The sequence below is a fragment of the Paenibacillus sp. FSL M8-0212 genome (assembly GCF_038004645.1).
In the GTDB taxonomy this organism is placed as follows: domain Bacteria; phylum Bacillota; class Bacilli; order Paenibacillales; family Paenibacillaceae; genus Paenibacillus.
In genome coordinates this window covers 1,175,691-1,202,408 of sequence record NZ_JBBORP010000001.1, presented here as the reverse complement: position 1 = coordinate 1,202,408, position 26,718 = coordinate 1,175,691, and the positions used below count along the sequence as shown (strand labels likewise).

Genomic DNA, 26,718 nt, shown 5'->3' with positions numbered 1-26,718 from the left:
CTGACATGTGATGGTGAAGATTCTGATATCCGGGTTTGAACCGTTTGGCGGGGATGCGGTGAATCCGACGGGGGTGTTAATGGAGGCTCTTGCAAACGAAGTGATCGAGGGTGCTGAGCTAAAAACAGTGCTGTTGCCCGTGCACTTTGATGAATGTGCAGACCTGCTGATCGCAGAGATGGAAGCCTATCGGCCAGATGTGGTCATCGCCTGTGGGCTGGCCAAGGGCAGAACATCCATCACACCCGAGCGGATTGCCGTGAATGTCAAAGACATTCCGCCAGGCTCCTTCGCGGATAACCAAGGCCAGCGTCCTGTGGACGAGCCCATTGCAGATGGCAGCCCAGACGGTTTGTTCTCCACGTTGCCCATACGTGCCATGGTGAATGACATGTCCGCAGCAGGTATTCCGGCTGCCGTATCCAATACAGCAGGTACATATATCTGCAACAACACGATGTACCGGGTACTGGATCACATTCGAGTAGGGCAACTTCCGATCCGTGCCGGATTTGTACACTTTCCCGCCTCCACAGAGATGGCTGTGTTGCAGCCTTCCGTCCCTTCGCTATCTACTCACATGATGCTGGATGCGCTGCGGATCATGATTCGCGCGGTTGTGGCTGATTCGTAGGGGATGGTTCCGATTGTTCGGCTGCGGTTGCAGCAAATCGTAGGTGACGGTTGGATTCGTAGACCGCAGTTGTGAATGGGAGAGCAGTGGATTGGGATGGGTTGCAGTAGGGTTCAAGATGACTTGGAGAGCGTTGAGCTGCATGGGGTTCTTTCTGCTTCAATCTTGGGTTGAGCAGAGTGATAGATATGAGTATAAATATGAAGTTGAACATAGAGTGAAAAAAGAGCTGTCCCATCGTCATAAGTCTGACGTTAGGGGACAGCTCTTTCTATTTTGTGTGTCATGTGTAGACCAACATGGTTAGTGAGGCCACTAGTTTGCAGCAAGTATCTTGTTGCAAGTATCTCGCCTAGTTAAAAATTAGACTCTAAAACCCCAAACCCGAAACCCGAAACCCGAAACCCGAAACCCGGTAAGGCTTGTACAATCTTGCTGGAAAGTAGTGATTCAGCGAAATAGGTGCGGGGGAGTTTAAGGATAGACTCCGATTCGTAAGCCTTCTAAGCTTCTGAATACAACCTCTATTAACCCGAAGTAACCAAGCTCTTACAAAACAAGACGCAAGGACACCGCCATCACCCTGGCTAGCTAAGAAGTTTGTGTCCACGAATGAACCCCGAATAGACTTCTACGAAGCTTGCTCCTCAGAGCGTCTTGGAACGGACTCTAACGAACCGAGCACACGCTATTCGCCGAAAATCCGCACATACTAATTTCTAACGAATCGTAGGATGGTTAATGTGTGGGAAGAAGAGAGTTTATCGTTGATATGACCGATTTCTAGCTGTATAGAGTGTCTGGGATTCGTTAGAATTTTCGTCGCATGATATTTGGCTAAATAAGGTGCATAGGGTTCGTAAGAGAAAAACCTGCGAATTTGTAGCACCCTAGCCTACTTTTACAAACCATTTAAATTTCGAATCCCCCGAATAGGTTTCTACGAAGCTTGCTCCTCAGAGCGTCTTGGGACGGACTCTAACGAATCGAGCACACGTTATTCACCGAAAATCCGCACACACCAATTTCTAACGAATCGTAGGATGGTTATTGTGTGGAATAAAGCGAGTTTATCGTTGATATGACCGATTTCTAGCTGAATAGAGTGTCTGGGATTCTTTAGTATTTTCGTAGCATGATATTTGGCTAAATAAGGTGCATAGGGTTCGTAAGAGAAAAACCTGCGAATTTGTAGCACCCTAAGTCTACTTTTACAAACCTCTTAAATTTCGAATCCCCCGAATAGGTTTCTACGAAGCTTGCTCCTCAGAGCGTCTTGGGACGGACTCTAACGAATCGTGTACACGCTATTCGCCGAAAATCCGCACATACCAATTTCTAACGAATCGTAGAAGCGTTATTGTGTGGAATGAAGCGAGTTGATCGGTGATATGAACGAATTTTAGCCGAATACGGTGTCTGAGATTCTTTAGAATTCTCATACCACGTTATTCGGCTAAATAAGATGCGCTGTGTTCTTTAGATATAGAGCGTACAGATATAGATGTTAGATTCGCAACAGATCAAGGTCGAACTCGGGAACGAGTCCTTCTTTCATGGCACGGCCAAGCAGTGCAGTGATTGCACCGTAACCATCATCACCCAGGTTGGCGCTGAACTCATTAACATACAGTCCGATATGCTGTGCAGCTACGTCAGGGTCCATTTCTTGGGCATGTTCCATAACGTATGCTCTCGACTCATCCGGGTGCGCCCATGCATATTCAACGGAGGCGCGTGCCCATCCGGCGAGGGCATGAGCGTCCATGTTGCGACGTGCGATGATCGCTCCAAGCGGGATCGGAAGGCCTGTGTCGCTTTCCCACCAGTTCCCGAGATCCGTCATCAGTTTGAGATCATAGTTCTGGTACGTGAAACGTGCTTCATGGATGACAAGTCCGGCATCAATCTTGCCGTCTCGCACAGCAGGCATGATCTGGTCGAATGGCATGACCACAATCTCGCCTACACCGCCCGGAACATTTTGCGCTGCCCACAGACGGAATAATAGATATGCTGTTGAGCGTTCACTCGGCACAGCAACTCGTCGTCCAGACAGATAGGCTGGATCGGTTGTACCGTTTGCGGTCAGAACCAGTGGACCGCATCCTCTGCCGAGTGCGCCTCCAGCAGGAAGCAGAGCATAGTCTGATAATACGTATGGCAGTGCTGCATAAGATATTTTCATCACTTCAGGTGTGTCAGGTCCATCGGGATTTGCCGCCAGACCATTGGTAATATCAATATCAGCATAACGGACATCCAGCTCAGGTGCGCCCGGGATCAATCCGTGCACCCACGCGTGAAAGATAAATGTATCATTTGGACAAGGGGAAAATGCAATTTTCATGATGTAATAACCTCCCGTAAAATGGAACTTGCAGCCTGAAGCGCATCGAGGGCATCCTTGATGCGCCAAGCGTCGCGGTCGCGTGGACCGACCGCGTTGGATATGGCCCGCAGTTCGAGTGCTGGCACGCCGAACTGCTGGGCAGCTGTTGCCACGCCGAAGCCTTCCATACCTTCGGCGGCGGCATCCGGCACGCGGCGCAATAGCTCCGCGGCCGTCTCCGCTGTTCCGGTCGCCGTGGACACGGTGACCGCAGTGCCTCCGCTGACGGCGAGCCCAGCCTGCTGCAGCTCATGGCGCAGGCGAGAGGCAAGCTCCGCGTCCGCCGCCACAATGGACGAGCCGAATCCGAGCTCGTCCACACTAAGGAAGCCGTCTGGCGTCTGCGAGCCCAGATCGGCAGCAACCATGGCGTCGGCTACCACGAGGGAGCCGACGTCTGCCCGGCCGGGGAACCCGCCGCCGATGCCGGCACTGATCACCAGCATGTAGGCTGGTGAATATCCGGCTCCGGCAAGGGGCCCCGGCCTTGAAGATGTGGCAGATGCCTGTGCCACATCGGATGGGCTTGGCGCAGTAGAACCCTGCGCCAACGCCCTAGTGCTTGCAGCCGCTACGGCATATGCCAATGTAGCGGCTGTTCCTGCTGCGGCCGAGGCTGGGCCAACGCCCGCTGCGATGACGTCAAATCGTTCCGCGCCCGTGTCTCCCAAACCACGGAGGACCGCATCTTTTTCCGCATCAACCGCGGTTACAATTAACACACGTTGTGATGAATTTGCTTGTACCGGACTTATATCTGAAGTGTTTATTTCCCCAGTTGAATCCCCGTGGTGTCCATTATTTTCGAATGATGCGTTGGGTTCATTATTCTGCTCTTTATCCTGTCTATGTTCATTCATCTCGGATTCTCCTTGTGAGGTATTCGAAGCGTAACCTATGCCTCCATAATATCTTTCTTACAGCAAGCTTTTAACTACACTTCTTAGGGTTATTACTGCCTTCTATATTTCCGTGTACATGTATAGTTCAACTTATATAAATGGAATTCGGACATAGTTTTGTCCACTAGAAAAGGACATTTATCTTCATTTTGTCTTTCAAAGAGTGGACACTTTTTCTAAAAAGGTACTATACCCATCCTTTAAAATAACACACTACATATAGATTTTTTCGGACGTAAAATTACAAATGATCTATATGTAGAAATCAAACTCCAGAGTGCTTTCTCATGTCTGTGTCCACCCTTTGAAAGACATATCTACAATATGTATGCTCAGTGCGGACAGCACGAGTTGGCGCTCCAAAAAGTCAGATAAACGATTGAAAAGGCTGGAGTCTGCCCCGACTCAATCAACGCTAATCATATATCGATTTTCGGATTTTAAACCAACAAACCAAATAAATAACTGGCCGACTCTACACCCGATCCCTACATAGTAGCTCATTTGTGTAAACTCATTTGTGCAAACCCGAACTTAAAGCAAGTACATAGTCTCGCTAACTCTAATTTAGCTACCTGCTGAACAGCCAACTACTGTGTAGACATTAGATCTATAACGCAACACAACATATCTAACGCATAACTGACCTAACAATCAATCAGATTAAATGCGCACAAAAAAGTAACCAAGATACAGTGATTATTGAACAATACTTCATCTCCATCATAACGGAAGGGGAAAGACCTGAACAACCTTTACATGTAATTCTGTCAAAGCGGTAAAGCAAAGGTTTTGGGTAGCTGGCCGCATCACTTCTTCAAGTAGCCACATCTAGCCACATCGCTTCAGATAGCCGTTTTGCCTCACCTCATGTGAACGCCACCATGATCGTGCCGCGTCCTAAGCCGGAATGAACCTGCTTTCCAAAATTATATATGTCAAATAAACCATATAACCTCTCTTTATTAACGTACTCCCAATAAAACAAGAAGTCAAAGTCAACGGTTGACAATTCGATTTAACTGTATTAATAATAGTAGTACAGTTAATACACCTAAGAGTTGAATAGCACGGCACTACAGCTGTACAGCTTAGGTAACGCCTTTTTACACCTAGATATTTGCACATACACCTCAGATACAGTCATTTAAAACCGATAGGTTATTTCACACATGTACAGAAAGGAGGTGCGGGATGTTCGAATTAGATGTACGCAGCCGTAAGGCGATCTACGAGCAACTAGTGGACAAAGTCAAAGAAATGATCGTATACGGTATTCTAAAGCCCGACGAGCAGCTTCCTTCCGTTCGTGCGTTATCCACGCAGCTGACCGTAAATCCAAATACGATTCAGAAAGCGTATCGCGAGCTTGAACGTGAAGGTTACATTTATTCTTTGAAGGGAAAAGGGAGCTTCGTATCATCGTCTGTGGAACATCCGAATGAAGCCATGAGAGATGAGATCAGAGAGTCTCTGGTGAAGTTAATTGCAGAAGCTTCGTATTCCGGTTTGACCAAAGCGGATATGACGCTTTTGTTTGAGGAAGCGATGGCCCGTATAGAGAAGGAGGAGCCTCATGATTGAGCTGAATCAAGTCGTCAAAGCGTTTGAACAGGAAAAGGCAGTGGATGGCGTAACGATGAACATACATAAGGGGTCGATCTATGGTTTGCTCGGTTCCAACGGGGCAGGCAAGACTTCGCTGCTCAAAATGATGGCTGGCATTTACCGTCAGGACAGCGGGACTGTTCGTATCGAGGGTACTGAGATTTATGAAAATATGGATCTCAAAGGCCGCACAATTTTTATGGCCGATTCGCCGTACTTTTTTCCGCAATCTTCAATAACTCAAATGGCTGCATTTTATCGTTCTGCCTACCCGCGCTGGAATGAGGAGCGGTTCAAGCAACTGGCCACCGTATTCAAACTGGATGTAAAACGCAAGCTGCATCGTATGTCCAAAGGCATGCGCCGTCAGGCAGCCGTATGGCTGGGACTTAGCTGTATGCCTGAAGTGCTGCTGATGGATGAGCCGATTGACGGCCTCGACCCGGTCATGCGCCAGCAGATCAAAAACTTGCTGTTCCAGGAAGCAGCTGAGCGTCAAGTAACTATTGTTATCTCGTCTCACAATTTACGTGAGATCGAAGATCTGTGTGACCATGTGGCGATTATGCACAAAGGCCGAATTATTGTAGAGAAGGATCTCGATGATCTGAAGGCCGATACGCATAAAATCCAGGTCGCATTCCGCCACCCGGACCATGCCAAAGCCATGGATGAGCAGATTGATATTTTGCATGAAGAGAAACGGGGAAGTGTGTCCCTGTACATTGTCAAAGGCAACCGACAACAGGTAACGGATAAATTCCGTGTACATGATCCGTATCTGCTGGATGTACTGCCTTTGACGCTCGAAGAAATCTTTATATATGAAATGGAGGACGCAGGGTATGATATTCAACCGATTGTTCTGTAACCGGGGCATCCTGATCCAAAATTTCAGACAGCATGGATGGATAGGCATTTTATTTCTCATCACATTGTTGTTCTCGTTACCTTTATATATTGCTACCGAGTACAGAGATGTGCCACAGCAGATTACAAGTTTGTTTCAGGCCAATGGTGAAGTGCAGATTTTGTTCGCTATCACACTGCCCGTAGCGGCTGGCATCTTTCTGTTTCGGTATATTCAGTCCGGTGCACCGTCTGATCTGTTCCATAGTTTGCCGTTACGTCGTAAACATCTATTAACGGTTAACTTGTTGACTGGATATGCCATGATTTTGCTTCCGATCTGGATTACAACTGCAATTACCGGCTGGGTATGGGCAGTACTGGATCAACCTGCCTTTCTGTTCGATGGCAGCACGATCTGGATGTGGGGCTTGAGCATGAGCATATACTCGCTATTTATGTTCATGCTTACTGTGGCGGTCGGCATGTGCATCGGGCAGTCTGTGTTGCAGGGGCTTACCGTATACGCGCTCCTCTTGTTACCTGTTGTCGTATGGTTCATTATGTCACTTCATCTCCAGCATTATTTGCTTGGATATCCGTACGATGAATTGGGACGTAATGCGGAAGAAATGTCACTTGTTCTTCGCATGGCTTCAATCAGTTATGCTCCTATCACTAATGGAGAACTTATAATCTATTCGATATTCGCAATCCTGTTTATTCCTCTGACTTATGTGCTCTATGCGAGAAGACAGGTTGAATCTGCTACGCAAGCAGTTACATTTACTCTTGTGAAACCTATATTCCGATTTGGTTTAATGTTTACGTTGGTTCTGATTGGCGGAGCTTACTTCACGATTATTGCTCCAAGAGGATCAGCTGGATGGGGAATCTTCGGATATGTTCTTGGTGGAATTGTAGGTTATATCGTTGCCGAGATGATTATTCGCAAAACATGGCTGATCTGGAGCAGCAGGCTGCTGCCCAAGCTGATTTTGTATGGTATTGTCGCTGGTTTGATATTGTACATCCCTATTGCCGGCTGGAATGGATACGCTGCGCGAGTGCCTGAACTGAACAAAGTGAACAGCATCAAGCTTGGTGGGGAGCGTTATATCTATAGTAACGGTGTCAATCAGAAGATGGACGATGCTCACCTCTATTCTAATGATCCGGAATACATGGGGGCAGTTATCGCTCTTCATCAAAAAATTGTGGATTCCGATCTTCCTATACTGAATGATCCAATCAATCCAGGTATGCGTGATGATGAGTATGTATTTATTAACTACAAGCTGGATAACGGCAAGGTGATGAAACGTAAATACTATATTCCAGAAGCCGAATTCCATCAGGAATTAATGGCTCTGAAACAGTCCCAGGATTACAAAAGAGTCGCCTTTGAAACGTATAAGCTGGAAGAGGATGCATTAAGTTTTGGCATTCGCTCTTCCACTAGTTCATACCGAAAGGTGTACATTAGCAATCCGGAGCAAGTCCGTGAATTCAAGGAACTCTTGAAACAGGACATTTTGGACCAGACCTATGAAGAACAGCGCTCGCCGTGGCAGTCGTTTGCTTACGCGGAGATGAATCAGGATTCTACTTCGAAAGATCCATCTCAACCGAGGGAGATGTGGAACTTTGAGATCAAACCTAGCTATGATCGGGTATTGGCCTGGCTGAAGGAGAACAAATTATACGATCAGTTGCTTGTCCAAGCAGACGAGATTATCTCCGCACAGTTTGCGAAGCAGGAGATCAACAGTCCGGGTTTTCTTCAGTGGGCGAATCCGCAGCCAGAATATATCGATGGGAGTCTAAGCATCAAGAAGCAGGTCGCAACCCAAAACAAAGAAATCATTAGCGATTTGCTCAAACGTCAACGGTCTGGTTATAAAACAGAGAAAGATACCATCTACCAGATCAAGTTGAATGTAACTCGTGGCGAGAACATCTACATGATGCTGAAAGAAGAGGATCTGACCGAGGCAATGAAAGCTATTTTGGTCAATCAATAAGTTGAGCTGTATACGTTGTTGATTAAATGCGGGAAGGGTTCTCCCGTTGATCGAAGGGTTGATATTAGACCAGGAAAACTATAAAAATTGAACTAAACATTTACACAAAACGTAGAGGACAGAAAGAACCTGAAGAAGCGGAGCGTTCGCCTACAAGCTTTCTGTAAGAAAGCTACATCGGAAGCATACGCTATCCCCGGATTTACCCTTTATATAAAGAATCAAAAAAATCTGGGGATAACAGCGATCGGAAGGTTGTTCTGTCATCGGAGTGTGCAGTGTAAAAATTCATTAGTTCAATTTATATAAACACGACTTGACCAGATACAACGAATGGAATATATTAGAAAAAGGAAAGGTTCGAGCGACTCGTTCAATCGAATCTCATATGGAACGGCTTATGAGGGAAGCACCCGTAAGAGCAGGCAAATGCCTGACTTGCGGGTGCTTTTTTGTCGTTCGCTGATTTCGTTGGCTATTCTGCTAAATATTTTAGAAGAAAGGGTGTTAGAGACGCATGCAAACAGAAACGTGGAAGGAAACGATAAATGAACAGGAGGCAATGGAGTGTTGTTCTTCCCTATTGGAACGAACAAACTCACATAACTTCATAGAACATGACGGCCTATTGGAAGAAAAAAAGGGGCGACAGCATATCGAAGATATAGCTACAGAAGATATAGCTTTAATGGAGACGAGTGACATTCTATTCCCTTCTCCAATAGCAGGTAGCCATAGTCACATGATGGAACAAAGTAACGTTCGGCGTGGTCAATTGTCATCGTTCGCTCATCTTATTTTCAGATCACGCCTGCTTATAGGGCTTATAATACTTTTCAGCGCAGGCACGATCTATTTTGCTTCTTCAGTGGAGGCTGCGGGCATAGATCTTGGCGTAACCGCGCAAAAAGCATGGGATTCCGTTTTGAACAAAGCCGACGCACAAACCAAGTTAACGTTGAAGCAAGCATACGAGAAAGTGGGGAACTGGAAGGCTCAAGAGCAGGTTTGGGAACAAAAAATAAAGACACTTCATGCCGCCAATACCGCAGAATTGGAGCGATTACGTGTAGAAATAAGACAAACCGATGATGCGAAGGTCGCAGCTCTAGCTGAAAAGGTAAAGCAAACCCAAGCCCGATATGAACCGCTATTCGCCCTATACAGTTCAGTCAATAGACAGTTGGATGCAGCCAAGGCCATCAAAAATAAGGAATGGAGTGCAGCAATCCGCACTCAGGCAGAGACGTTGAGACCCTTTGTGAAGCTTGCCAGAGAAGACATCCGGATCAAGAAAAAGGAACTTGCTGAAGTACGTAAACGGAAGAGCGCTGAAATAAAACGTTTACGAGCTGTGGTAGCAGGGGCTGACTCCGCGAAGAAACAGATTCAAACGGCTAAAAAACAGGCGAGTCTGGCTAAAGAACGATATTCCAACGCATTACAACAGTTCAAACAGAGTACAAAGCAAGGCCAAACGTCACGTGTACTCAGCTCATTGAACACATTGGCTTCTGCAGCAGAGAAGTGCGCAGGTACAAAACAAAATATTTATACACTGGAGCAAAAAGTATCCACTACATATGTGAAAGTCAGACAGGAAATCGCCAAGAGACCCAAATAAGAGGAAACCCGGTCCTCTCCGCAACGTACACAACTTTAGATGTAAAGACGCTTCGATGATGATGGAACGAGGTGGAACTATTGCAGTCCAAGTTGGAAACGAAACGTACGGGGGCAAAAGGTTTTAAACGTAAACGTTACTGGATTCCCAGCGTTGTACTAATTTTGATCATAGGTTTTATCGGGATTGGTACACAATGGACACCCAAAATAGCTGTATTTTTATTAAAATCATTAATTGAAACTACTAATCCAGATACGAGCAGCAAGGACCGTATGATCTCGGAAGGCGTAACTCGTGTTGCGAATGTACCCTATGCAGACGAAGGGCGTAATGACAGTACGCTGGATATCTATTATCCTTCCGTAACATCGGAACCTTTGCCTGTTGTGCTGTGGGTTCATGGCGGTGGATGGGTATTGGGTGATAAAGAGGACATCGCAGATTATGCCGTACAATTAGCCAAACAGGGTTACGTTGTGGTCAGTATAAATTATGCGCTCGCACCGGATACGAAATATCCCATTCCCGTGATCCAGACGAATCAGGCTTTGACTTACGTGAAGAACCATGTCAGTGAGTATCAGGGTGACCCGGAAAACATATTTCTCGCAGGCAATTCAGCAGGTGCCCAGATTGCAAGTCAGACCGCGGCAGTGGTGACCAATCCATCTCTGGCTAAACTGATGAATATAACGCCAGCCGCCCAGCCGGAAGAGTTGCGTGGGGTTCTTCTATACTGTGGTCCATACAATCTAAGTACGGTAGCCAATACAGGTTTTCCACTCATACGGACATTTCTCTGGTCATATACAGGAGTCAAAACATTCGAAGATTATCCACGTTTGCATGAAATGTCGACCGTGCTTCAGGCCACAGCAGCGTACCCGCCTGCATTTATTACCTCAGGCAATAATGACCCGTTGACCAGTCAATCGATTGAGCTGGCACAAGTATTGAAGCGCCTTGATGTTGAGGTGGAAACCTTGTTTTTCTCGAACTCGTCAGAGAAGCTGGGACATGATTATCAATTTGATCTGGAGAGTGACGCTGGACAACAGGCGATACATTCGGCAGTACGATTCATGCAACAGTATAGTCGATGAGCAGACAAGTCTGTGGTACACTCGAAGCAAATGAGGGCGCAGGAGGAGAAGCATGGCAGATAAAGAAGATTTGACCCGGTTCGGGGTGGCGTTTCCTACACCTCTGATTGAGCAATTTGACCAGTATATTGAGGAACAGGGATACAAAAACCGATCCGAGGCTTTCCGTGATCTTGTTCGAAAAACATTACTGCAACCTTCTGCACTGCAATCCGATCAGGATGTGGCAGGCACCATTGTGATGGTCTATGATCACCATATCAGTGATCTTCCCATTCGTTTGATGGAGCTGCAGCACGAGGCGCATCATGACATCATTTCCAATATGCACGTACACCTGAACCATGACCAATGCCTGGAGGTTATTGCCGTACGAGGGAATCTGGGGCGATTGCGTCATCTGCATCAACAGATCCAGGTGCAAAAAGGGGTATTGTATGCAGAATTGTCTGTGACTTATGTGGATGAACTCAACAAACTGGCTCATGCTCAGAGTCATGATCAGGATGGCAAGCCGGATCAGAGTCTGGATCACAATCACAGTGCGGGTCAGCATGGTCACAACCATCATCATCGCTCTTCGGAGTAAGACAAATACGAGTGTAATTTCTATGAAAATATAGCAAATCTAAAAAACAGACTATTGGTTAGATGCCAACCGTCTGTTTTTTTGTTTTTTGTTTTTTTTGTTTGTTATAATACCTGACTCTATAGAGCGCTACAAATGCTCGGTTAAAGAATTTTTTAATTATTAATTCTGAAATATGAAAAAATATGGATTGTGAAGTTAACTTTGTTGACATATAATTTGTGTTTTGTGCTACAATTTCTCTAAAAAGTAACACGAAATAAGTGAGTGCAGCACAACTTTAGAGGGGGAACGACCAGAATGGGCAGATTTTCATGGAGATGGGGAAAACGAAAAGTTAGAACAGGATTAGGCATCTTGCTTGTATGTTCCATTGGTTTATCTGGTTGTGCACAGGGCACAGCGCCAACAGCTTCATCAGCAGAGAATGGACAATCAGGTACAGCCTTAACCAAAGATGAATTGGTGCTGGCCGTTGGCACCGAACCGGAAGGTGGGTTTGATCCAACAACCGGATGGGGGCAATATGGGTCACCACTTTTCCAGAGTACCTTGCTGAAGCGTGATGCCAAGTTACAACTGGTTAACGACCTGGCTACGGCATACTCAGTTAGTGAAGATGGGCTGACCTGGACGGTTACACTCCGTAACGATGTAAAATTCTCTGATGGGGAGCCGCTTACGGCTGAGGATGTGAAATTTACGTTTGATACGGCTGCTCAGAGTGGATCTGTGATTGATTTGACGAATATGGCTGATGTGCAGGCACCTGACGATAGCACGGTTGTATTCACATTGAAATCGCCGCAGTCTACATTTATCAGTCTGCTGACGACACTTGGCATTGTACCTGAACACGCCTATGGTGCTGATTATGCGGAACATCCGGTCGGATCAGGGCCGTACAAGCTGGTACAGTGGGACAAAGGACAACAGGCCATCGTGGAAGCCAATGAAGAATATTATGGTAACAAGTCTGCATTCCACAAACTCACCTTCCTCTATCTGGATGAAGATGCGGCCTACGCCGCTGCGCAGGCAGGTACGGTGGATATCGCTGCTATCCCGGCAGCGTTTAGCAAACAACAGGTGAATGGCATGACATTAGAGGCCGTGAAAACCGTAGATAACCGGGGCATCATGTTCCCCATGCAACCTGCTGGTGCCAAGTCGGGAGATGGTCTTCCCGCAGGGAATGATGTGACATCTGATCTGGCGATTCGCCAAGCGGTGAACGTTGTGATTGATCGTGAGGCTTTGGTTGAGGGCGTACTGGAAGGGTACGGTCGTCCAGCGTATTCCGTCAGTGATGATCTGCCTTGGAGCAATGCAGATGCTGTATTTACGGATGCCAATCTCGAAGAAGCAAAGCGCATTCTGGCATCTGGTGGCTGGGTGGATGCGGATGGTGATGGTATTGTTGAGAAAAACGGCGTTAAGGCCGAGTTCAATCTGCTTTATTTTGCAGGTGATTTAACAAGACAATCTCTGGCGTTAGCTACTGCGGATATGGTTGCCCAGGCGGGAATTAAGATCAATGTTGAAGGCAAAAGCCGTGAAGAGACAAAAAAGATGGCTTACTCCAACGCTGTATTATTTGGTTGGGGCAGTCATGATCCTTTGGAAACGTATAACCTCTATAGCAGTACCCACAAGGGAGAAGGATATTACAATGTAGGACTGTACAGTAATCCTGTCGTGGATTCATGGATGGAGAAGGCCCTTCAGGCAACCAGTGAGGAAGAGGCATTGCCTTTCTGGCAGAAAGCGGAATGGGATGGCACAACAGGTTTCAGTTATCAGGGGGATGCACCTTGGGCATGGCTCGTAAATATAGATCATCTGTATCTTGTTAAGAACGGCCTGAACATTGGCGAGCAACAGATCCACCCCCATGGTCACGGCTGGCCGGTGACATCCAATCTGGAGGAATGGTCCTGGGATAACAGCACGAAATAAGAAGCTCAGCGGTAGCTTTAGCCTGAATTGGGGAGAGATTGGATGACGGGCAGGAATGGATGGGCTAGATTTGTTGGTTTTAAATTGTTGCGACTTGTATCTCTGTTGGTTGGGGTCAGTGTGTTGTCTTTTATATTAATGCAATTCTCTCCTGTGGACCCGATCGAAGCTTATATTGGTGGAGACATGATCAGGGTAAGTGCCGAACAGCGCAGTTTAATCGAAGAACGTTGGGGATTGAATGAATCTCCCATGGAACGATTGCTGACTTGGGGACAAGCGCTGATTCAGGGAGATCTGGGAACTTCGATGATCTACAGACAGCCTGTAGCGGATATTATTCAGGAACGGTTCATGAATTCTGTCGCGCTTATGGCTGTAGCTTGGATGTTATCCGGCATCATTGGTTTCACTCTTGGTGTAGTTGCTGCCATGAGACGGGATTCGAAGCTGGATCACCTGATCTGCTGGTATTGTTATACGCTGGCCTCCACGCCGGTATTCTGGATTGCACTGTTGCTGCTGATGGTATTTGGGGTGTGGCTCGGATGGCTGCCAGTTGGCCTTGGAGTACCCGCAGGCATGTCGGCTGATCAGGTCACATGGGGAGATCGGGCTATTCATATGATTCTGCCAGCGTTGACTCTCAGCTTGACTGGGGTAGCTTCTATTGCTTTGCATACCCGGCAGAAGCTTACGGATGTGCTCGAGTCAGATTATATTCTGTTTGCGAGAGCGCGGGGTGAGCGTGGATTTCAGCTGTTCCGTCGACATGGGTTCAGACATGTTGTTTTGCCAGCCATAACACTACAGTTTGCTTCGTTCAGTGAACTGTTTGGTGGGGCTGTACTTGCAGAACAGGTATTTTCATACCCCGGCCTTGGTCAGGCAACGGTTCAGGCGGGGTTGCGTGGAGATGTTCCACTGCTGCTTGGACTTGTGATGTGCAGTGCAATTTTTGTTTTTACAGGTAATATGGTTGCAGACATTCTGTATCGTATGATTGACCCGCGGATGAAGGAGGAGCTGATGTCATGAAGCAGACGGTAGAACGCTCCTCTGAGCAGACGGCAGAAACAACCGAAGTACAGAAAGTGAAAACTGCGACTCAAGAGGTAAGGTACAGCATTAATCCGGGGTTACTACAAGCTGAGACTGGAAAAGGAACAGGAACAACACGCCAAACGAGAAAAGGTTATGCGGGTGCCAGAGACCAAAATTTCCGCAATCCTCGCCAAAGAGCGGTGATTTGGGGAAGCCTTGCGGTGATCTGGATTACCGTTGTGTGGTTGACGGGCAGGCTGCTTCCGGCTGGTTCTACGCTGACATCATTAATGGATCGGAATTTGGCTCCAACCTGGGCGCATCCATTTGGCACAGATTGGCTCGGAAGAGATATGTTCATGCGCACGTTAAAGGGATTGGCAACCAGCATTCAAGTGGGATTACTTGCTGCATGTGGTGGTGGAATGATCGCAATGTTATTGGGTTTGGCTGCCGCTTCAAGCAAGGCTGCTGACTGGGTGATCTCATGGATTATCGACCTGTTCCTCAGTGTGCCTCATCTGGTATCGCTGGTTATGCTGGCCTTTGTATTTGGTGGAGGTTTGGCAGGAGTGGCGGCAGCGATTGCGCTGACACACTGGCCGAATCTGGCCCGGATTGTACGAGCAGAGATGATTCAACTGAAATCGGCAGAATATATTCAGATTTCACATAAGTTAGGTCAATCACGGTTACAGATTGCGGTGCAGCATATGCTGCCACATCTGGTTCCACAACTTTTCGTGGGCGTGCTGCTAATCTTTCCCCATGCGATTCTGCATGAGGCAGCCATTACGTTTCTGGGGCTTGGGTTGTCCCCGCAACAACCGGCAATTGGAATTATTTTGTCCGAGTCGATGAGATATTTATCTGCTGGCATGTGGTGGCTCGCTTTTTTCCCGGGACTGGCATTGTTGTTGGTTGTTCGTGCGTTTGATGTATTGGGCAACAGTCTGAAGACAATGACGGGAACAGGTAGTTCAAGGGAGGTGAGGTAAATATGGCTCTTCTTGATATTGAGGGAGTATCGGTGGCATTTCGGCGTGCTCGTGGTTGGTTTGGACACGAACAGACTTACGTTATTCAGAATCTGGATCTTTCCATAAACGAGGGCGAGATCGTGGCTGTTGTAGGTGCAAGTGGATCGGGTAAAAGTGTGCTGGCGCAGGCCATTATGGGCATCCTGCCTGCCAATGCCAGGTTGGAGGGGAGAATAAGCTATAGTGGCAAGCCTTTGACTCCAGAGCGGCAGCTTCATCTGCGTGGTGAGGAGCTGATGTTGATTCCACAATCCGTCAGTTATTTGGACCCGTTGATGAAGGTGGGGAGGCAGGTTCAGCCTGTAACCCGAGATGTGGGAAGGAAGCGCAGATTCATGACTCGATCCCACTTGAAAAAGACGGAGCAGGAGCTGACGGAGCGATATCATCTTCCTCAAGGAACAGGCGGGAAATACCCGTTTGAGTTGTCCGGAGGGATGGCAAGGCGGGTGTTGATGGCGACAGCGACCTCAGGCCAGCCGAAGCTGATCATTGCTGATGAGCCGACACCAGGTATTCATCCCGAAGTGTTGGCCGAGACGATGAGGCAATTTCGTGAGCTTGCGAATGATGGCGCAGGCATTCTGTGGATTACCCATGATGTCACGACTGCCCTGACGGCAGCCGATCGCATCGCTGTATTTTATGCGGGTGCCAATGTAGAGACGGCGCTGGTTGATGATTTTACGGGGATTGGAGAACGTCTGCGTCATCCATATACGAAAGCCCTCTGGAATGCGTTGCCGCAGAATGGATTTCAGCCACTTCCGGGCTCCCAGCCATTGGCGGGTCTAGAGATTGCAGCAGGATGTTCATTTGCTCCCCGATGTAGCGCAGCAACCGCAGCATGTACCCGCGAACGTCCTCAGCTTCGTAATATACGAGGCGGAGAGGTGAGGTGTTTCCATGTCACTTGAAGCACGGAATGTAAGTTACCGTTACGATCAGAAATCGTGGGTGTTTCAGCAGATGAATATGCAGGTGCAACAGGGCGAAGTCGTTGGCTTGTGGGGGCCGAGTGGCTGTGGCAAAACAAGCCTTGGGCGCATCCTTGCAGGATATGCCGAACCTGTGGCAGGACAAGTACTTTTGGATGGAAAACCACTCCCTCGTAAAGGAGTATGTCAGGTTCAGCTGGTGTTCCAGCACCCGGAGAAAGCCGTGAATCCACGCTGGCGGATGCGTCGTGTACTTCAGGAGGCGGCTGTGCAGGATGAACAACTGCTCGAAGCTTTGGGTATTCAGCAGAATTGGCTGGACCGCAGACCGGGTGAATTGTCCGGTGGAGAACTGCAACGATTCTGTGTGGCGCGAGCACTCGGTACAGCGACACGTTATGTGATCGCAGATGAGATGACAACGATGCTGGATGCAATCACTCAGGCACAGATCTGGCATACCGTGATGGAAGTGGCTCGAAAGCGTGATCTGGGGCTATTGATCATAAGCCATGATCGGGAGTTGCTGAACAGATTGTGCGACAGAATTACACCGATGCCGATAAAGATGTCATTATCATTTTAATTATGTTTTGAATAAATAAAATGATCGAATACAAAAGGGGTGCCCCTTGTGAAGTCATTGACCATGAATGTGAGTCATGGACTTGACTAGGGAGCACCCCTTTTTCCATTTTACAAATATTCACCATTTAACGAACAGTACACGTTCTGTTCGCAACGCATATAGATGTAACTGGCAGCTTATTTGCCCGACACATTGCTTAACAACACAGATAACCTGCGCATCGCCTCTTCAACCGTAGAACGTGGACAGGCTACATTAATACGCATGAACCCTGTACCCTCTGTTCCAAAGAAACTCCCGTCATTGAAAGCAAGCCCTGCTTCATGAAGAAGCATATTGCATAGTTGTGCATGTGGGATATTCAGCTCCCGGAAATCCATCCATAACAGATAGGTCGCTTCGGGCAGATGCATTTTAATCTGAGGAATATGTTCCGCAACATATTGCTGTACATATTCCATATTTCCACGGATATAGGCAATGCACTCATCCAGCCATTCCTCGGCTCCGTTGTATGCAGCTTCGGTTGCAACAGCCCCCAATGTGCTGATATTGGCAAGTCCCATCGTTTTTACACCCTGCGCGAACGATTCCCACAACTTGGCATTGGGGATGATGATGTTGGATGTGCAGAGGCCAGGAATGTTGAACGTTTTGCTTGGAGCCGTGCAGATGATGCTTAGATCAGAGACGGCGTCCGAGATCAGGGTCAGAGGTGTATGAGTTCCGCGCTGATGAGCAAGATCGGCATGGATTTCATCTGAAACCATCAGTACGTTGTATTGCAGACACAGTGACGTAAGACCTTCAAGCTCTTCACGAGTCCATACCCGTCCAACCGGGTTATGAGGACTGCACAGAATCAGCATTTTGACCCGACCGGTCTGCAAGCTGGATTCCAGTTGTTCCAGATCCATCGTGTAATGACCGTTATTCTCTACTAAAGGATTGGTGATCAGTTCACGACCTTGACCACGTACTACTTCATAGAAGGGCGCATACACCGGAGTTTGGATGACCACTGCATCTCCCGGCTGAGTGAATCGTTGTACAGCAATGCTGAGTGCGGGCACAATACCTGGAGTGAATACGATCCAGTCATCGTTAATTTTCCAGTTGTGGCGCCGTTCCATCCACCCTGCAACAGCTGCATGATACGCCTCAGTCCGCACTGTATAACCAAAAATCCCGTGCACCATCCGTGTTTTCAGGGCCTGAATAACGGATGGTGGAGCAGCGAAATCCATATCGGCCACCCACATTGGAAGCGCATCAGCAACGCCGAAGATATCCTCAAGTGCATCCCATTTTTCTGATCCGGTAGAGATCCGGTTAATAGACTGATCAAATGTACTGTTATTGTTCATCGTATAAATCCCCCTTGAATTCCGTTCCTTCGACCACAAATCGACAAATAATTATCTAATACATTGGTTAATTTCGCAACTGTTGTGCGTGTATGATTGGCTTCATATGTATGGTCCGGAATTCAGGACTTTATTCATATAAGAACAACTTTACGAGCGAGAGAAGAGCAGGCATACAACAAAGACTATTTTTGTACGCCCTTGGTCCTGTTTTGTCCATTTATCGTTTACAACCTCTTGTTAGATGCTATTATATTGCTAACATTTGGTGGAACAACGGGCTGTTATCCGAATAAGCTCGTGCCCATACATGATGAGCATAACTACATGAGTCTTTCGAGTACATCGAGCGATCGCTTGAATCGTATTATGCATAAGGCTGACATTTGAACTCAGGAGGCGTTTAGGGATGAAAAGCAAAAAGTGGTTGATTGCTGCGGGTGTGTTTGGCATGGTGTTAACCGGATCGGCAGGTGTATATGCAGGTACACAACTGGAGACGATCAAAGCTTATCTGAACCATGGGCTCGCCATCGAAGTGAACGGACAGAAATTTACACCGACAGGTGACCAGGGCAAAAAACTTGCACCAATTACATATCAAGGCAGTACATATCTCCCCGTTCGTTCGATTGCTGATGCGTTGAAGACCGAAGTGAAGTATGATTCCCAAAACAATAAAGTAAGCATCGGCTCTTCAAGCTCTTCTGGCGGATCAACATCCACAGGCAACAGCGGATCGCAACCATCTACAGGCACGAACACACAGGCGGCAGGTGTGAAGTCCAAGTATCTGCCAGCAGATTTCCCATTACCGAAGGATGCGAAGGCTACGAGCTTGATTGAGAGTAATGTGGGTGGCAACGATAAAAAAGTAGTCCTCACCTACACAACCAAAGAAACGTTGCTAACCGTTGGAACATCCTACAAAGACTACTACCAGACCAAAAACTTGAGCCAGAACACTCAGGATATCCAGGCAGACGGCTTCAGCATCGTGGGTCGTGAAGATGGCAAATATGCCGTAACGATCACAGGTTCGGTGTCTGCAACCAACAAGGATCTGAATGAAATCACCGTAGTGTGGGGCGAAGAGTAATCTTTCCTTCTATAAAAGGTGAACAGCAAAAGCCGTCCGTTGAAATCATAACAGATTTCATTGGACGGCTTTTAGGGTTGAATCTATATCTGGTCTATACTCTAAATTAATAGTGTAATTAATAGTCTAACTATTAGTCCGTTACAAGTACTCGTTAAACCAACCGGCAATATGCTCCAGACGACGTACTCTTAAGTGGGGATGACCTCCACGAGATAACTCGTGGTTGGCACCTGGGAAACGAACAAGACGAGTGGTCTGTTTGCGTCGTTTCAACGCAATGTATAATTGCTCGGCCTGCTCAATCGGACACCGCAGATCCTGTTCGCCATGCAAAATGAGTAGCGGAGTACTGACGTTGCCGACATAAGCGAGCGGGGAATGTTTCCACAGTTTTTCCGTGTCATCCCACGCGTTACCACCAATTTGATCTTCTGTGAAGAAATAGCCAATGTCACTGACGCCATAGAACGATAACCAGTTGGAGATGGAACGTTGGGTAACAGCGGCCTTAAAGCGGTCCGTGTGTCCAACAATCCAGTTGGTCATGAAGCCACCATAACTGCCGCCGGTTACGCCCAGTCTGGATTCATCAATAAACGCATACTGGGACAGGACGTAATCCACGCTCTCCATAAGATCGCGATAATCGCCACCGCCATAATCTCCGCGACAGGCATCTACGAATTGCTGCCCGTATCCGAGCCCTCCGCGTGGATTGATATACACAACAGCGTAGCCTTGTGCGGCGAGAATCTGGAACTCGTGCATAAATGTAAAACCATACATCATGTGCGGGCCGCCATGAATCTCCAGAATGGTCGGGATTTTGACCCCGTCGACCATGCCATGAGGTTTCATGATCCATCCTTGCAGACGCAGGCCATCTGAGGAATTAAACCAGAAGGTTTCCGGTGTACTAAGGTGGATCTCATCCTCAAGCTGTGGATTACTGCGGGTGAGCTGAACCGGTTCTACCCCGGGATCTTCCGGTTGTTCATACATATAGAGATCACCAGGATTTCGTGTATCGGCAACAGCAGCAACGATCTGCCCGTTTTCCAATTCGGCAAATTGATAAATCTCCCGTTCGTCAGGCCGTATATAGTCGGCACTGCTGCCGTCTCGTGCGAATTTGGCGATGCGTACACTACCATGGATGGTCGCCAGACAGAAGATTGAAGAACCATCCCTGCTGAATAATGGCCCCGTAGTTGTCAGATGTGATCGCATGTCGCCAACAATGCTGTGATTCAACTGTACGTCCCAATCCGTGCTCAGACATACGAGTTCACCACCTGATACTGGAAGGGTGTACAGCTTCACAAGTGTGGCATTTCCATAGGAACGGTCACTGGCGAGCAGTGCAATGGATTGTCCATCCGGTGCAAAGGCCAGTCGGCTGAACGTATATCCTTCCGGGGTTAACTGCTGCACATCCGATCCGTCTGCTTTGGCAAGGTACACATGATTAGTCAGGGTATAATCATTATGATCCTCGCCTTCTTCAGGCATTTGCGTGATCCATACGATGGATGTTCCATCCGGGGACCAGGCGTAGTCTCCAACGTCATAATGACCTGAAGTTACCGGGGTTGCTTCCGCGTACGCGTCAATCGGCGCGATGGTGAAGAGATGGGAACGTCTTCCTTTCCACAATCCACTGGCATCTGATTTCATTCGAATCCGGTCAACAACATGTTCTTGCAGCAGTTTGGGTTTATCGTTTATAGGATCTGTAGGTTCTAATTCTTCTTGTCCGCTCATATCCACGGATGATTTCACAAGTAAGGTATGACCATCTGGTGACCAGAGCAGGGAACTGACGCCATTTTTCAGGTGACTGATTTGCCGTGCTTCTCCGCCATCTGTTGCAATGATCCACACTTGGGATTTACCATCAACCTCTCGTATAAAAGCAAGCTGAGACCCATCTGGCGACCAGGCAGGGGAATGATCCTTCTCTCCAGAGGTAAAAGGCCTGTCCTTCTGACTTCCCAGATGCAGCAGCCTTAGGTGAGAACAATAACCGTCACGTGCTTCATTCGTTTTCCGGCTTACATATACCAGTTGTCCGCCTTGAGGGGACGGAGTTGGATCATTAACCCATGTAATCTGATAAAGATCTTCCGCTGTTATGCCGCGCTGACTCATCATTGTTTGTCCTCCCACCATGAATTAGAATTGGTTAATTTCCTAACCTTTCCATTTATATTAACGGAAAGCTAGGGGCAGGACAATAAGGGTGACAATGGAGGGGACAGAAATAACCTGAAGAAGCGGAGCGTTCGCCTAAAAGCTTTCTGTAAGAAAGCTGCATCGGAAGCATAGGCTATCCCCGGATTTTCACTTTGAAAAAGTGGAATCGAAAAATCTGGGGATAACAGCGATCGGAAGGTTGTTCTGTCATCGGAGTGGTCAGTGCAAACATTCTTTGTTCAATTCATATAGGTGTGTTAAAAGGATTTGCTCGAAGGATGACGAATCCTAATGTTGAATAAGCGCAGAAATGACGAAAAATGGTCTTAATTTAATGTTTAACATTGGTGAATTTGGTTTAATGTACAATGCAATTCCTGTTCAACATTCAGGTATTTGGTTCATGACCATTCGTTTATATAGAACTTGTATGATTCAGTCGCAATGGAGGAGGAACGTCACGTTGAGCACATCCTATGAGCAGCATGTAGAATATCCAAACCGGAAACGAATGGCGTGGCTTACGGCAGGGGCGGCACTCTTTGTGGCAGCCGGATTTTTTTTGATTTTTGATCGTTCTTCAGTTACGAATGATTCCATCCTTTCGGATGTGATTGGACTTCTATCCATTTTGTTTTTTGGGCTATGTTTCTGCTACAGTTTGGTAAAGATGATTAAGAAGGAACCCTCTTTTGTGATCGATGAGGATGGGTTTGTGGATGCATCTTCTTATACCGCAGGAGGGGCAGTGGCCTGGAGAGACGTTGAGAATATTTTTATGTATGAATTGATGGGACAGAAAATGATCGGGGTCAAATTGCGGGACGAGAAAGCTTTTCTGGATCGCCAGAACGGGATGAAACGCAAATTGATGACGGTCAACAGCAATATGGTCGATGCAACCATCAGCGTTGCCCAAAGTAGCCTCACAATGTCACTGGATCAGTTGTATATCATGATGATGAACCACTGGAGGCATGTGAGTGATAACATGATTTATGATTCGTATAATCGTCGTTAGAGAGGTTACAATGTCCATAAGTCTTCAGAATGGAGGAGTATAGATGATGCATGGTAATCAAACACGCACGATTCTGCTTCCGGATGGAACTGCCCTGCCTGCGATAGGACAAGGCACATGGTACATGGGAGAGAAGCAATCCAGCCAGGAAGAAGAAGTACGGGCACTACGTTCCGGTATTGAACTGGGAATGACCGTGATTGATACGGCGGAGATGTATGCAGAAGGTGGGGCAGAAGTCGTTACGGGAAAGGCCATCTCAGGCCTGCGTGATGACGTTTTTCTCGTATCCAAAGTATATCCCCATCATGCAGATCGCAAGCAGATGATTACAGCCTGTGAGCGTAGTCTGACGCGTCTTGGTACAGATCACTTGGATCTGTATTTGCTTCATTGGCGCGGAGGAATACCGCTCGAAGAGACGGTCCAGGCCTTGGAACAATTGAAGCAATCCGGTAAAATCCTGCGTTGGGGTGTCTCAAACCTGGATACAAGGGATATGCAGGAATTATGGAGTCTGCCGGAGGGGTCTCGGTGCATGGTGAATCAGGTGCTTTACCATGCAGCTTCGCGTGGTATTGAACATGATCTGCTTCCATGGATGCGGGAACGTAGCGTTCCTGTAATGGCGTATTGTCCACTGGCACAGGGTGGCAGACTTCGCAGTGAATTGTTGGAGAATCCAGTCATTCAGGAGATTGCACAGGATCGAGGAGTTACAACTTCGCAGATCGCATTAGCCTGGGTGATCAGGGACGGAGATGTGCTGGCGATTCCCAAGGCGGTACAGCTGAATCATGTGGCAGACAATGCAGCAGCAGTGAATATCGTTTTGACACCAGAGGAACGGACCCGTTTGGATGAGGCATTCCCTGCGCCTAAAGGTAAGGTACCTTTAGATATCGTGTAGCTGGTTCTACTTTATCGGATAAGCATATGAATGAGATGACAATACGATTAATGAGTTATGCAGAGCAGATCTTCACGATCTGCTCTTTTTTTGTATGTATTTGGATAACCAAAGCTTGCTCATCAACTGAGCGATTATATATTTATAACAAATGGGCTTTACAACACTATTTCACTAGTGTACTATGTAACTAACACACCAGTACAGAGAGGAGCGAGAGCTTTGTGACTATAGAATTTGATAACAACTTACCGATATATCTGCAGATCATGCAGTACATCAAAAGACAGATTGTAACCGGGACACTTCAAGCAGGTGACAAAATTCCTTCGGTTCGTGAACTGGCGGCCGAACTACAGATCAATCCAAATACAGTACAACGGACATTTCAGGAGCTTGAGCGGGAAGAAGTGGTCGAAACCAAACGGGGCTTGGGCAGATATGTGACCAGTGAGGAGCGGAAGATTATGACGATCAAAAAAGAGATGGCCGGTGAATTACTGGAACGTTTTCTGACCGGAATGCAGGAACTGGGGATTGAAGAGCAGGATATCTTATCCATCGTAGCCGATGCCGTTGCGGAAGGAAAGGGAGGAACAACGCATGAGTAACATCCTTGAACTGAACCAGATCAATAAAACATATGGCAATAAGAAAGCGCTCAGTAATATTACTTTGGATATTGCTCCAGGGCGAATCGTAGGTCTGCTGGGTAGCAACGGCAGTGGCAAAAGTACGCTCATGAAGCTGGTTGCAGGTTTGCTGCATCCGAGCAGTGGAACGATTCAAGTCACAGGTAAGCCTGTGGGGCTGGAGACGAAGTCACTGGTTTCATTTATGCCGGATCGTCCATTAACCGAAAAGTGGATGAGAGTGCGGGATGCGATTTCGTACTATCGCGATTTCTATGCTGATTTTGATGAGGAGAAGGCACGGGAGATGCTGGACTTCATGAATCTTGTCGAGAGTGACCGGGTACGGCATCTGTCAAAAGGGATGAATGAACGACTACAACTAACACTGGCACTTTCTCGTAAGGCTCGTCTGTATTTGCTGGATGAACCGATTGGCGGAGTAGATCCGGTTGCGCGTGGCAAGATTCTGGATGCGATCGTCAAATTCTATGATGAAGAGAGCAGTCTGATCATCTCCACACATCTGGTGAATGATATCGAACGGATTTTTGATGAAGTGGTCTTCATTCGTGAAGGTCAACTGGTGATGCGGGAAGAAGTGGAAACTCTCCGTCTGAAATATGGGAAAAGTGTGGATGAGATGTTCAAGGAGGTCTATGCGGAATGATGACATTATTGAAGTATGACTTTAGAAGGAACTGGAATACACTGCTGGCTGGGCTAGTTATTTTGATTATCGCTCAAGTAGGGCTTTCCCTTTTCGTGTCTGAGGTCACAGGGATTGTGCTTGGCATTATGGGTTATGTTGGAGTTGGTGTGGCTATATATGTGAAAATGATTAAAACATACACGTCCAATATCCGCTCTTATAATCGCCGTCTGTTACCCGTAACGGGCCTATCACATGTGTTGTCTCCTTTGATCTTTGGACTACTTTGCGGGTTGGGGTTAGTCATTATTTTTACGACTCATGCCTACATCTATATTTCAATGAAGCTCAGAATGAACATGGCTAGCAATATTGATCTTTCGGGTCTGCATGTTTCGGATTATATTAGTTTGTTGCTGTTTAGCGCATGGGTTATGGTATTCATGACCGTCATTATCTTCCTTTCGATCTCGATTGCAGGCAGCTTCCGCTGGAAAACGGGACCATGGATCGGAATCGTTGCATTCTTTGTCCTCGTTAATCTGATTGGCTGGTTGGAGAATATTATTACGACTGGACGCTTCAGTCCAAATGAGATGTTCCGGTATACGGAAGAAAGTACAGGTATTGCAATCACAGCCAATGGCGTATTATGGTCGGACGGCATGTGGGTAAGCATTGTATTTGAAATGATCGTAGCCGTTATCTTGGTGTGGGCAACCATTTACCTGAACAACAAAAAAGTTGAAGTCTGATGACAGGATAACTTGAACGTGATGCGAGCAACTAGGGTTGCTCGTTTTTTTTTTACATCCAGTGTTAATCCATATTTTGAATCCACTACCATTAATTATACGTATATATAGATATATTGTGTGCTCGATGCGAGATTAGGTTAAACAGAACAAAAGGATATGTAAGGGAAAGGAGCAATCGTTATGGAACTATACTTTAGGGATAACTTTTTTAATGCGGGTTACACCGAGATTATGAATCCAAATCAGGAACAGGCCGGGCATCTCGATTTGAAAAGTGTTTTTGGCTCTTCGCTCGATGTATCAGATAACTCGGGATTGGTTTGCAGTGGCAAATTCCGCATGTTAACCAATCGTTGGGATATCACTGCAGCCGATGGGAGACATCTGGGCGTATTGCGAGCGAGATTTAGTTTCTTCAGCAAAAAGTATGAGTATGATGCAGGATCACGCGGTACGTATGATGTGTCTGCTCCAGCATTTTCGCAGGAATATGATATAAGTGGCAGTGGTGGCCGCATCGTGGCAAGTTTCCGCCGTACCAGTGGCTGGTTCAGTTCAGGCGCATTTGTATTAGACAACCAGTCGGAACAACTGGACACGTATGAATTAATTGCCGTGGTTATGGGCGTGCATGCGATTAATAAAAGACGGAACTCGGCAGCCAGCAGTGGTGGAGCAACGTAAGTGGATCGAGTAGAATTACTTCCGCTGATAAGTTTACGACATTACGAGCAAGTAGGTATAGCAAAAAAAGGTTTGGATAAGGTTATCCAGACCTTTTT

The 26,718-nt window shown here is 47.1% G+C and carries 23 protein-coding genes; 19 read left to right on the top strand and 4 right to left on the bottom strand.

The window, feature by feature from the left end:
• Positions 1–10: 10 nt before the first annotated feature.
• Entirely contained in the window at positions 11–634 is a 624-nt protein-coding gene (gene pcp / locus MKX68_RS05490) for a pyroglutamyl-peptidase I (protein WP_340909787.1), read from the top strand.
• A gap of 1,507 nt (positions 635–2,141) precedes the next feature.
• Here the strand turns inward: pcp and MKX68_RS05485 are convergent.
• Both MKX68_RS05485 and MKX68_RS05480 read right to left on the bottom strand, forming a co-directional pair.
• Positions 2,142–2,984, bottom strand: coding sequence for a 1,4-dihydroxy-6-naphthoate synthase (locus tag MKX68_RS05485; RefSeq protein WP_036672450.1), 843 nt, complete (start codon positions 2,982–2,984; stop codon positions 2,142–2,144).
• Positions 2,981–3,886, bottom strand: a complete 906-nt coding sequence (locus tag MKX68_RS05480) for a futalosine hydrolase (RefSeq protein WP_338591558.1) — start codon at positions 3,884–3,886, stop codon at positions 2,981–2,983. Before MKX68_RS05480 ends, MKX68_RS05485 begins: the two co-directional genes overlap by 4 nt.
• Positions 3,887–5,122: 1,236 nt before the next feature.
• On the opposite strand from MKX68_RS05480, the gene MKX68_RS05475 reads away from it, so the two are divergent.
• The 11 genes from MKX68_RS05475 (at position 5,123) to MKX68_RS05425 (ending at position 17,295) form a co-directional block, all read left to right on the top strand.
• On the top strand, positions 5,123–5,512 hold the full coding sequence (locus tag MKX68_RS05475; protein WP_091034217.1) for a GntR family transcriptional regulator: 390 nt from the start codon (positions 5,123–5,125) through the stop codon (positions 5,510–5,512).
• The gene (locus tag MKX68_RS05470; protein ID WP_340909777.1) at positions 5,505–6,407 is read left to right on the top strand and encodes an ABC transporter ATP-binding protein; all 903 of its coding nucleotides are present in this window, start codon (positions 5,505–5,507) and stop codon (positions 6,405–6,407) included. The genes MKX68_RS05475 and MKX68_RS05470 overlap by 8 nt, the downstream gene beginning before the upstream one ends.
• Entirely contained in the window at positions 6,382–8,409 is a 2,028-nt protein-coding gene (locus MKX68_RS05465; RefSeq protein WP_340909774.1) for a hypothetical protein, read from the top strand. The genes MKX68_RS05470 and MKX68_RS05465 overlap by 26 nt, the downstream gene beginning before the upstream one ends.
• Positions 8,410–8,992: 583 nt before the next feature.
• Complete coding sequence (locus MKX68_RS05460; RefSeq protein WP_340909773.1) at positions 8,993–10,033, top strand: hypothetical protein; 1,041 nt, start codon at positions 8,993–8,995, stop codon at positions 10,031–10,033.
• Between the two features lie 92 nt (positions 10,034–10,125).
• Positions 10,126–11,139, top strand: coding sequence for an alpha/beta hydrolase (locus tag MKX68_RS05455; RefSeq protein ID WP_340909770.1), 1,014 nt, complete (start codon positions 10,126–10,128; stop codon positions 11,137–11,139).
• Positions 11,140–11,191: 52 nt separating this feature from the next.
• On the top strand, positions 11,192–11,728 hold the full coding sequence (gene nikR / locus MKX68_RS05450) for a nickel-responsive transcriptional regulator NikR (RefSeq protein WP_289391353.1): 537 nt from the start codon (positions 11,192–11,194) through the stop codon (positions 11,726–11,728).
• Positions 11,729–12,028: 300 nt separating this feature from the next.
• On the top strand, positions 12,029–13,687 hold the full coding sequence (locus MKX68_RS05445; protein ID WP_340909768.1) for an ABC transporter substrate-binding protein: 1,659 nt from the start codon (positions 12,029–12,031) through the stop codon (positions 13,685–13,687).
• A gap of 42 nt (positions 13,688–13,729) precedes the next feature.
• Positions 13,730–14,725 (top strand): ABC transporter permease, encoded by a 996-nt coding sequence (locus MKX68_RS05440; protein ID WP_338591575.1) that lies wholly within the window; start codon positions 13,730–13,732, stop codon positions 14,723–14,725.
• The gene (locus MKX68_RS05435; RefSeq protein WP_340909764.1) at positions 14,722–15,729 is read left to right on the top strand and encodes an ABC transporter permease; all 1,008 of its coding nucleotides are present in this window, start codon (positions 14,722–14,724) and stop codon (positions 15,727–15,729) included. The genes MKX68_RS05440 and MKX68_RS05435 overlap by 4 nt, the downstream gene beginning before the upstream one ends.
• 2 nt (positions 15,730–15,731) lie before the next feature.
• The gene (locus MKX68_RS05430; protein ID WP_340909762.1) at positions 15,732–16,688 is read left to right on the top strand and encodes an ABC transporter ATP-binding protein; all 957 of its coding nucleotides are present in this window, start codon (positions 15,732–15,734) and stop codon (positions 16,686–16,688) included.
• On the top strand, positions 16,678–17,295 hold the full coding sequence (locus MKX68_RS05425) for an ABC transporter ATP-binding protein (protein WP_339785933.1): 618 nt from the start codon (positions 16,678–16,680) through the stop codon (positions 17,293–17,295). Before MKX68_RS05430 ends, MKX68_RS05425 begins: the two co-directional genes overlap by 11 nt.
• A 179-nt stretch (positions 17,296–17,474) precedes the next feature.
• On the opposite strand, the gene MKX68_RS05420 is transcribed toward MKX68_RS05425, so the two are convergent.
• A complete protein-coding gene (locus MKX68_RS05420; protein ID WP_340909760.1) occupies positions 17,475–18,665 on the bottom strand; it encodes a MalY/PatB family protein in 1,191 nt (396 codons plus the stop codon).
• A gap of 409 nt (positions 18,666–19,074) precedes the next feature.
• Between MKX68_RS05420 and MKX68_RS05415 the strand changes: the two genes are divergently transcribed.
• Positions 19,075–19,764: a stalk domain-containing protein gene (locus MKX68_RS05415; protein WP_340909758.1), complete on the top strand. Its 690-nt coding sequence runs from the start codon at positions 19,075–19,077 to the stop codon at positions 19,762–19,764.
• A 141-nt stretch (positions 19,765–19,905) separates the two neighbouring features.
• On the opposite strand, the gene MKX68_RS05410 is transcribed toward MKX68_RS05415, so the two are convergent.
• Positions 19,906–21,921 carry a S9 family peptidase gene (locus tag MKX68_RS05410; protein WP_340909756.1) on the bottom strand — a complete coding sequence of 672 codons (2,016 nt, stop codon included), beginning with the start codon at positions 21,919–21,921 and terminating at the stop codon, positions 19,906–19,908.
• A 505-nt stretch (positions 21,922–22,426) separates the two neighbouring features.
• Between MKX68_RS05410 and MKX68_RS05405 the strand changes: the two genes are divergently transcribed.
• The 6 genes from MKX68_RS05405 to MKX68_RS05380 all read left to right on the top strand — a co-directional run bounded on the left by MKX68_RS05405 (position 22,427) and on the right by MKX68_RS05380 (position 26,620).
• A complete protein-coding gene (locus tag MKX68_RS05405) occupies positions 22,427–22,984 on the top strand; it encodes an STM3941 family protein (RefSeq protein WP_338591591.1) in 558 nt (185 codons plus the stop codon).
• A 46-nt stretch (positions 22,985–23,030) separates the two neighbouring features.
• A complete protein-coding gene (locus MKX68_RS05400) occupies positions 23,031–23,894 on the top strand; it encodes an aldo/keto reductase (RefSeq protein ID WP_445671105.1) in 864 nt (287 codons plus the stop codon).
• 224 nt (positions 23,895–24,118) lie between these two features.
• Positions 24,119–24,505, top strand: coding sequence for a GntR family transcriptional regulator (locus MKX68_RS05395; protein ID WP_036606428.1), 387 nt, complete (start codon positions 24,119–24,121; stop codon positions 24,503–24,505).
• Entirely contained in the window at positions 24,498–25,196 is a 699-nt protein-coding gene (locus MKX68_RS05390) for an ABC transporter ATP-binding protein (protein ID WP_338591598.1), read from the top strand. Before MKX68_RS05395 ends, MKX68_RS05390 begins: the two co-directional genes overlap by 8 nt.
• A complete protein-coding gene (locus MKX68_RS05385) occupies positions 25,193–25,933 on the top strand; it encodes a hypothetical protein (protein ID WP_339785913.1) in 741 nt (246 codons plus the stop codon). Before MKX68_RS05390 ends, MKX68_RS05385 begins: the two co-directional genes overlap by 4 nt.
• 183 nt (positions 25,934–26,116) lie before the next feature.
• Positions 26,117–26,620, top strand: coding sequence for a hypothetical protein (locus MKX68_RS05380; protein WP_091034173.1), 504 nt, complete (start codon positions 26,117–26,119; stop codon positions 26,618–26,620).
• Positions 26,621–26,718 lie beyond the last annotated feature (98 nt).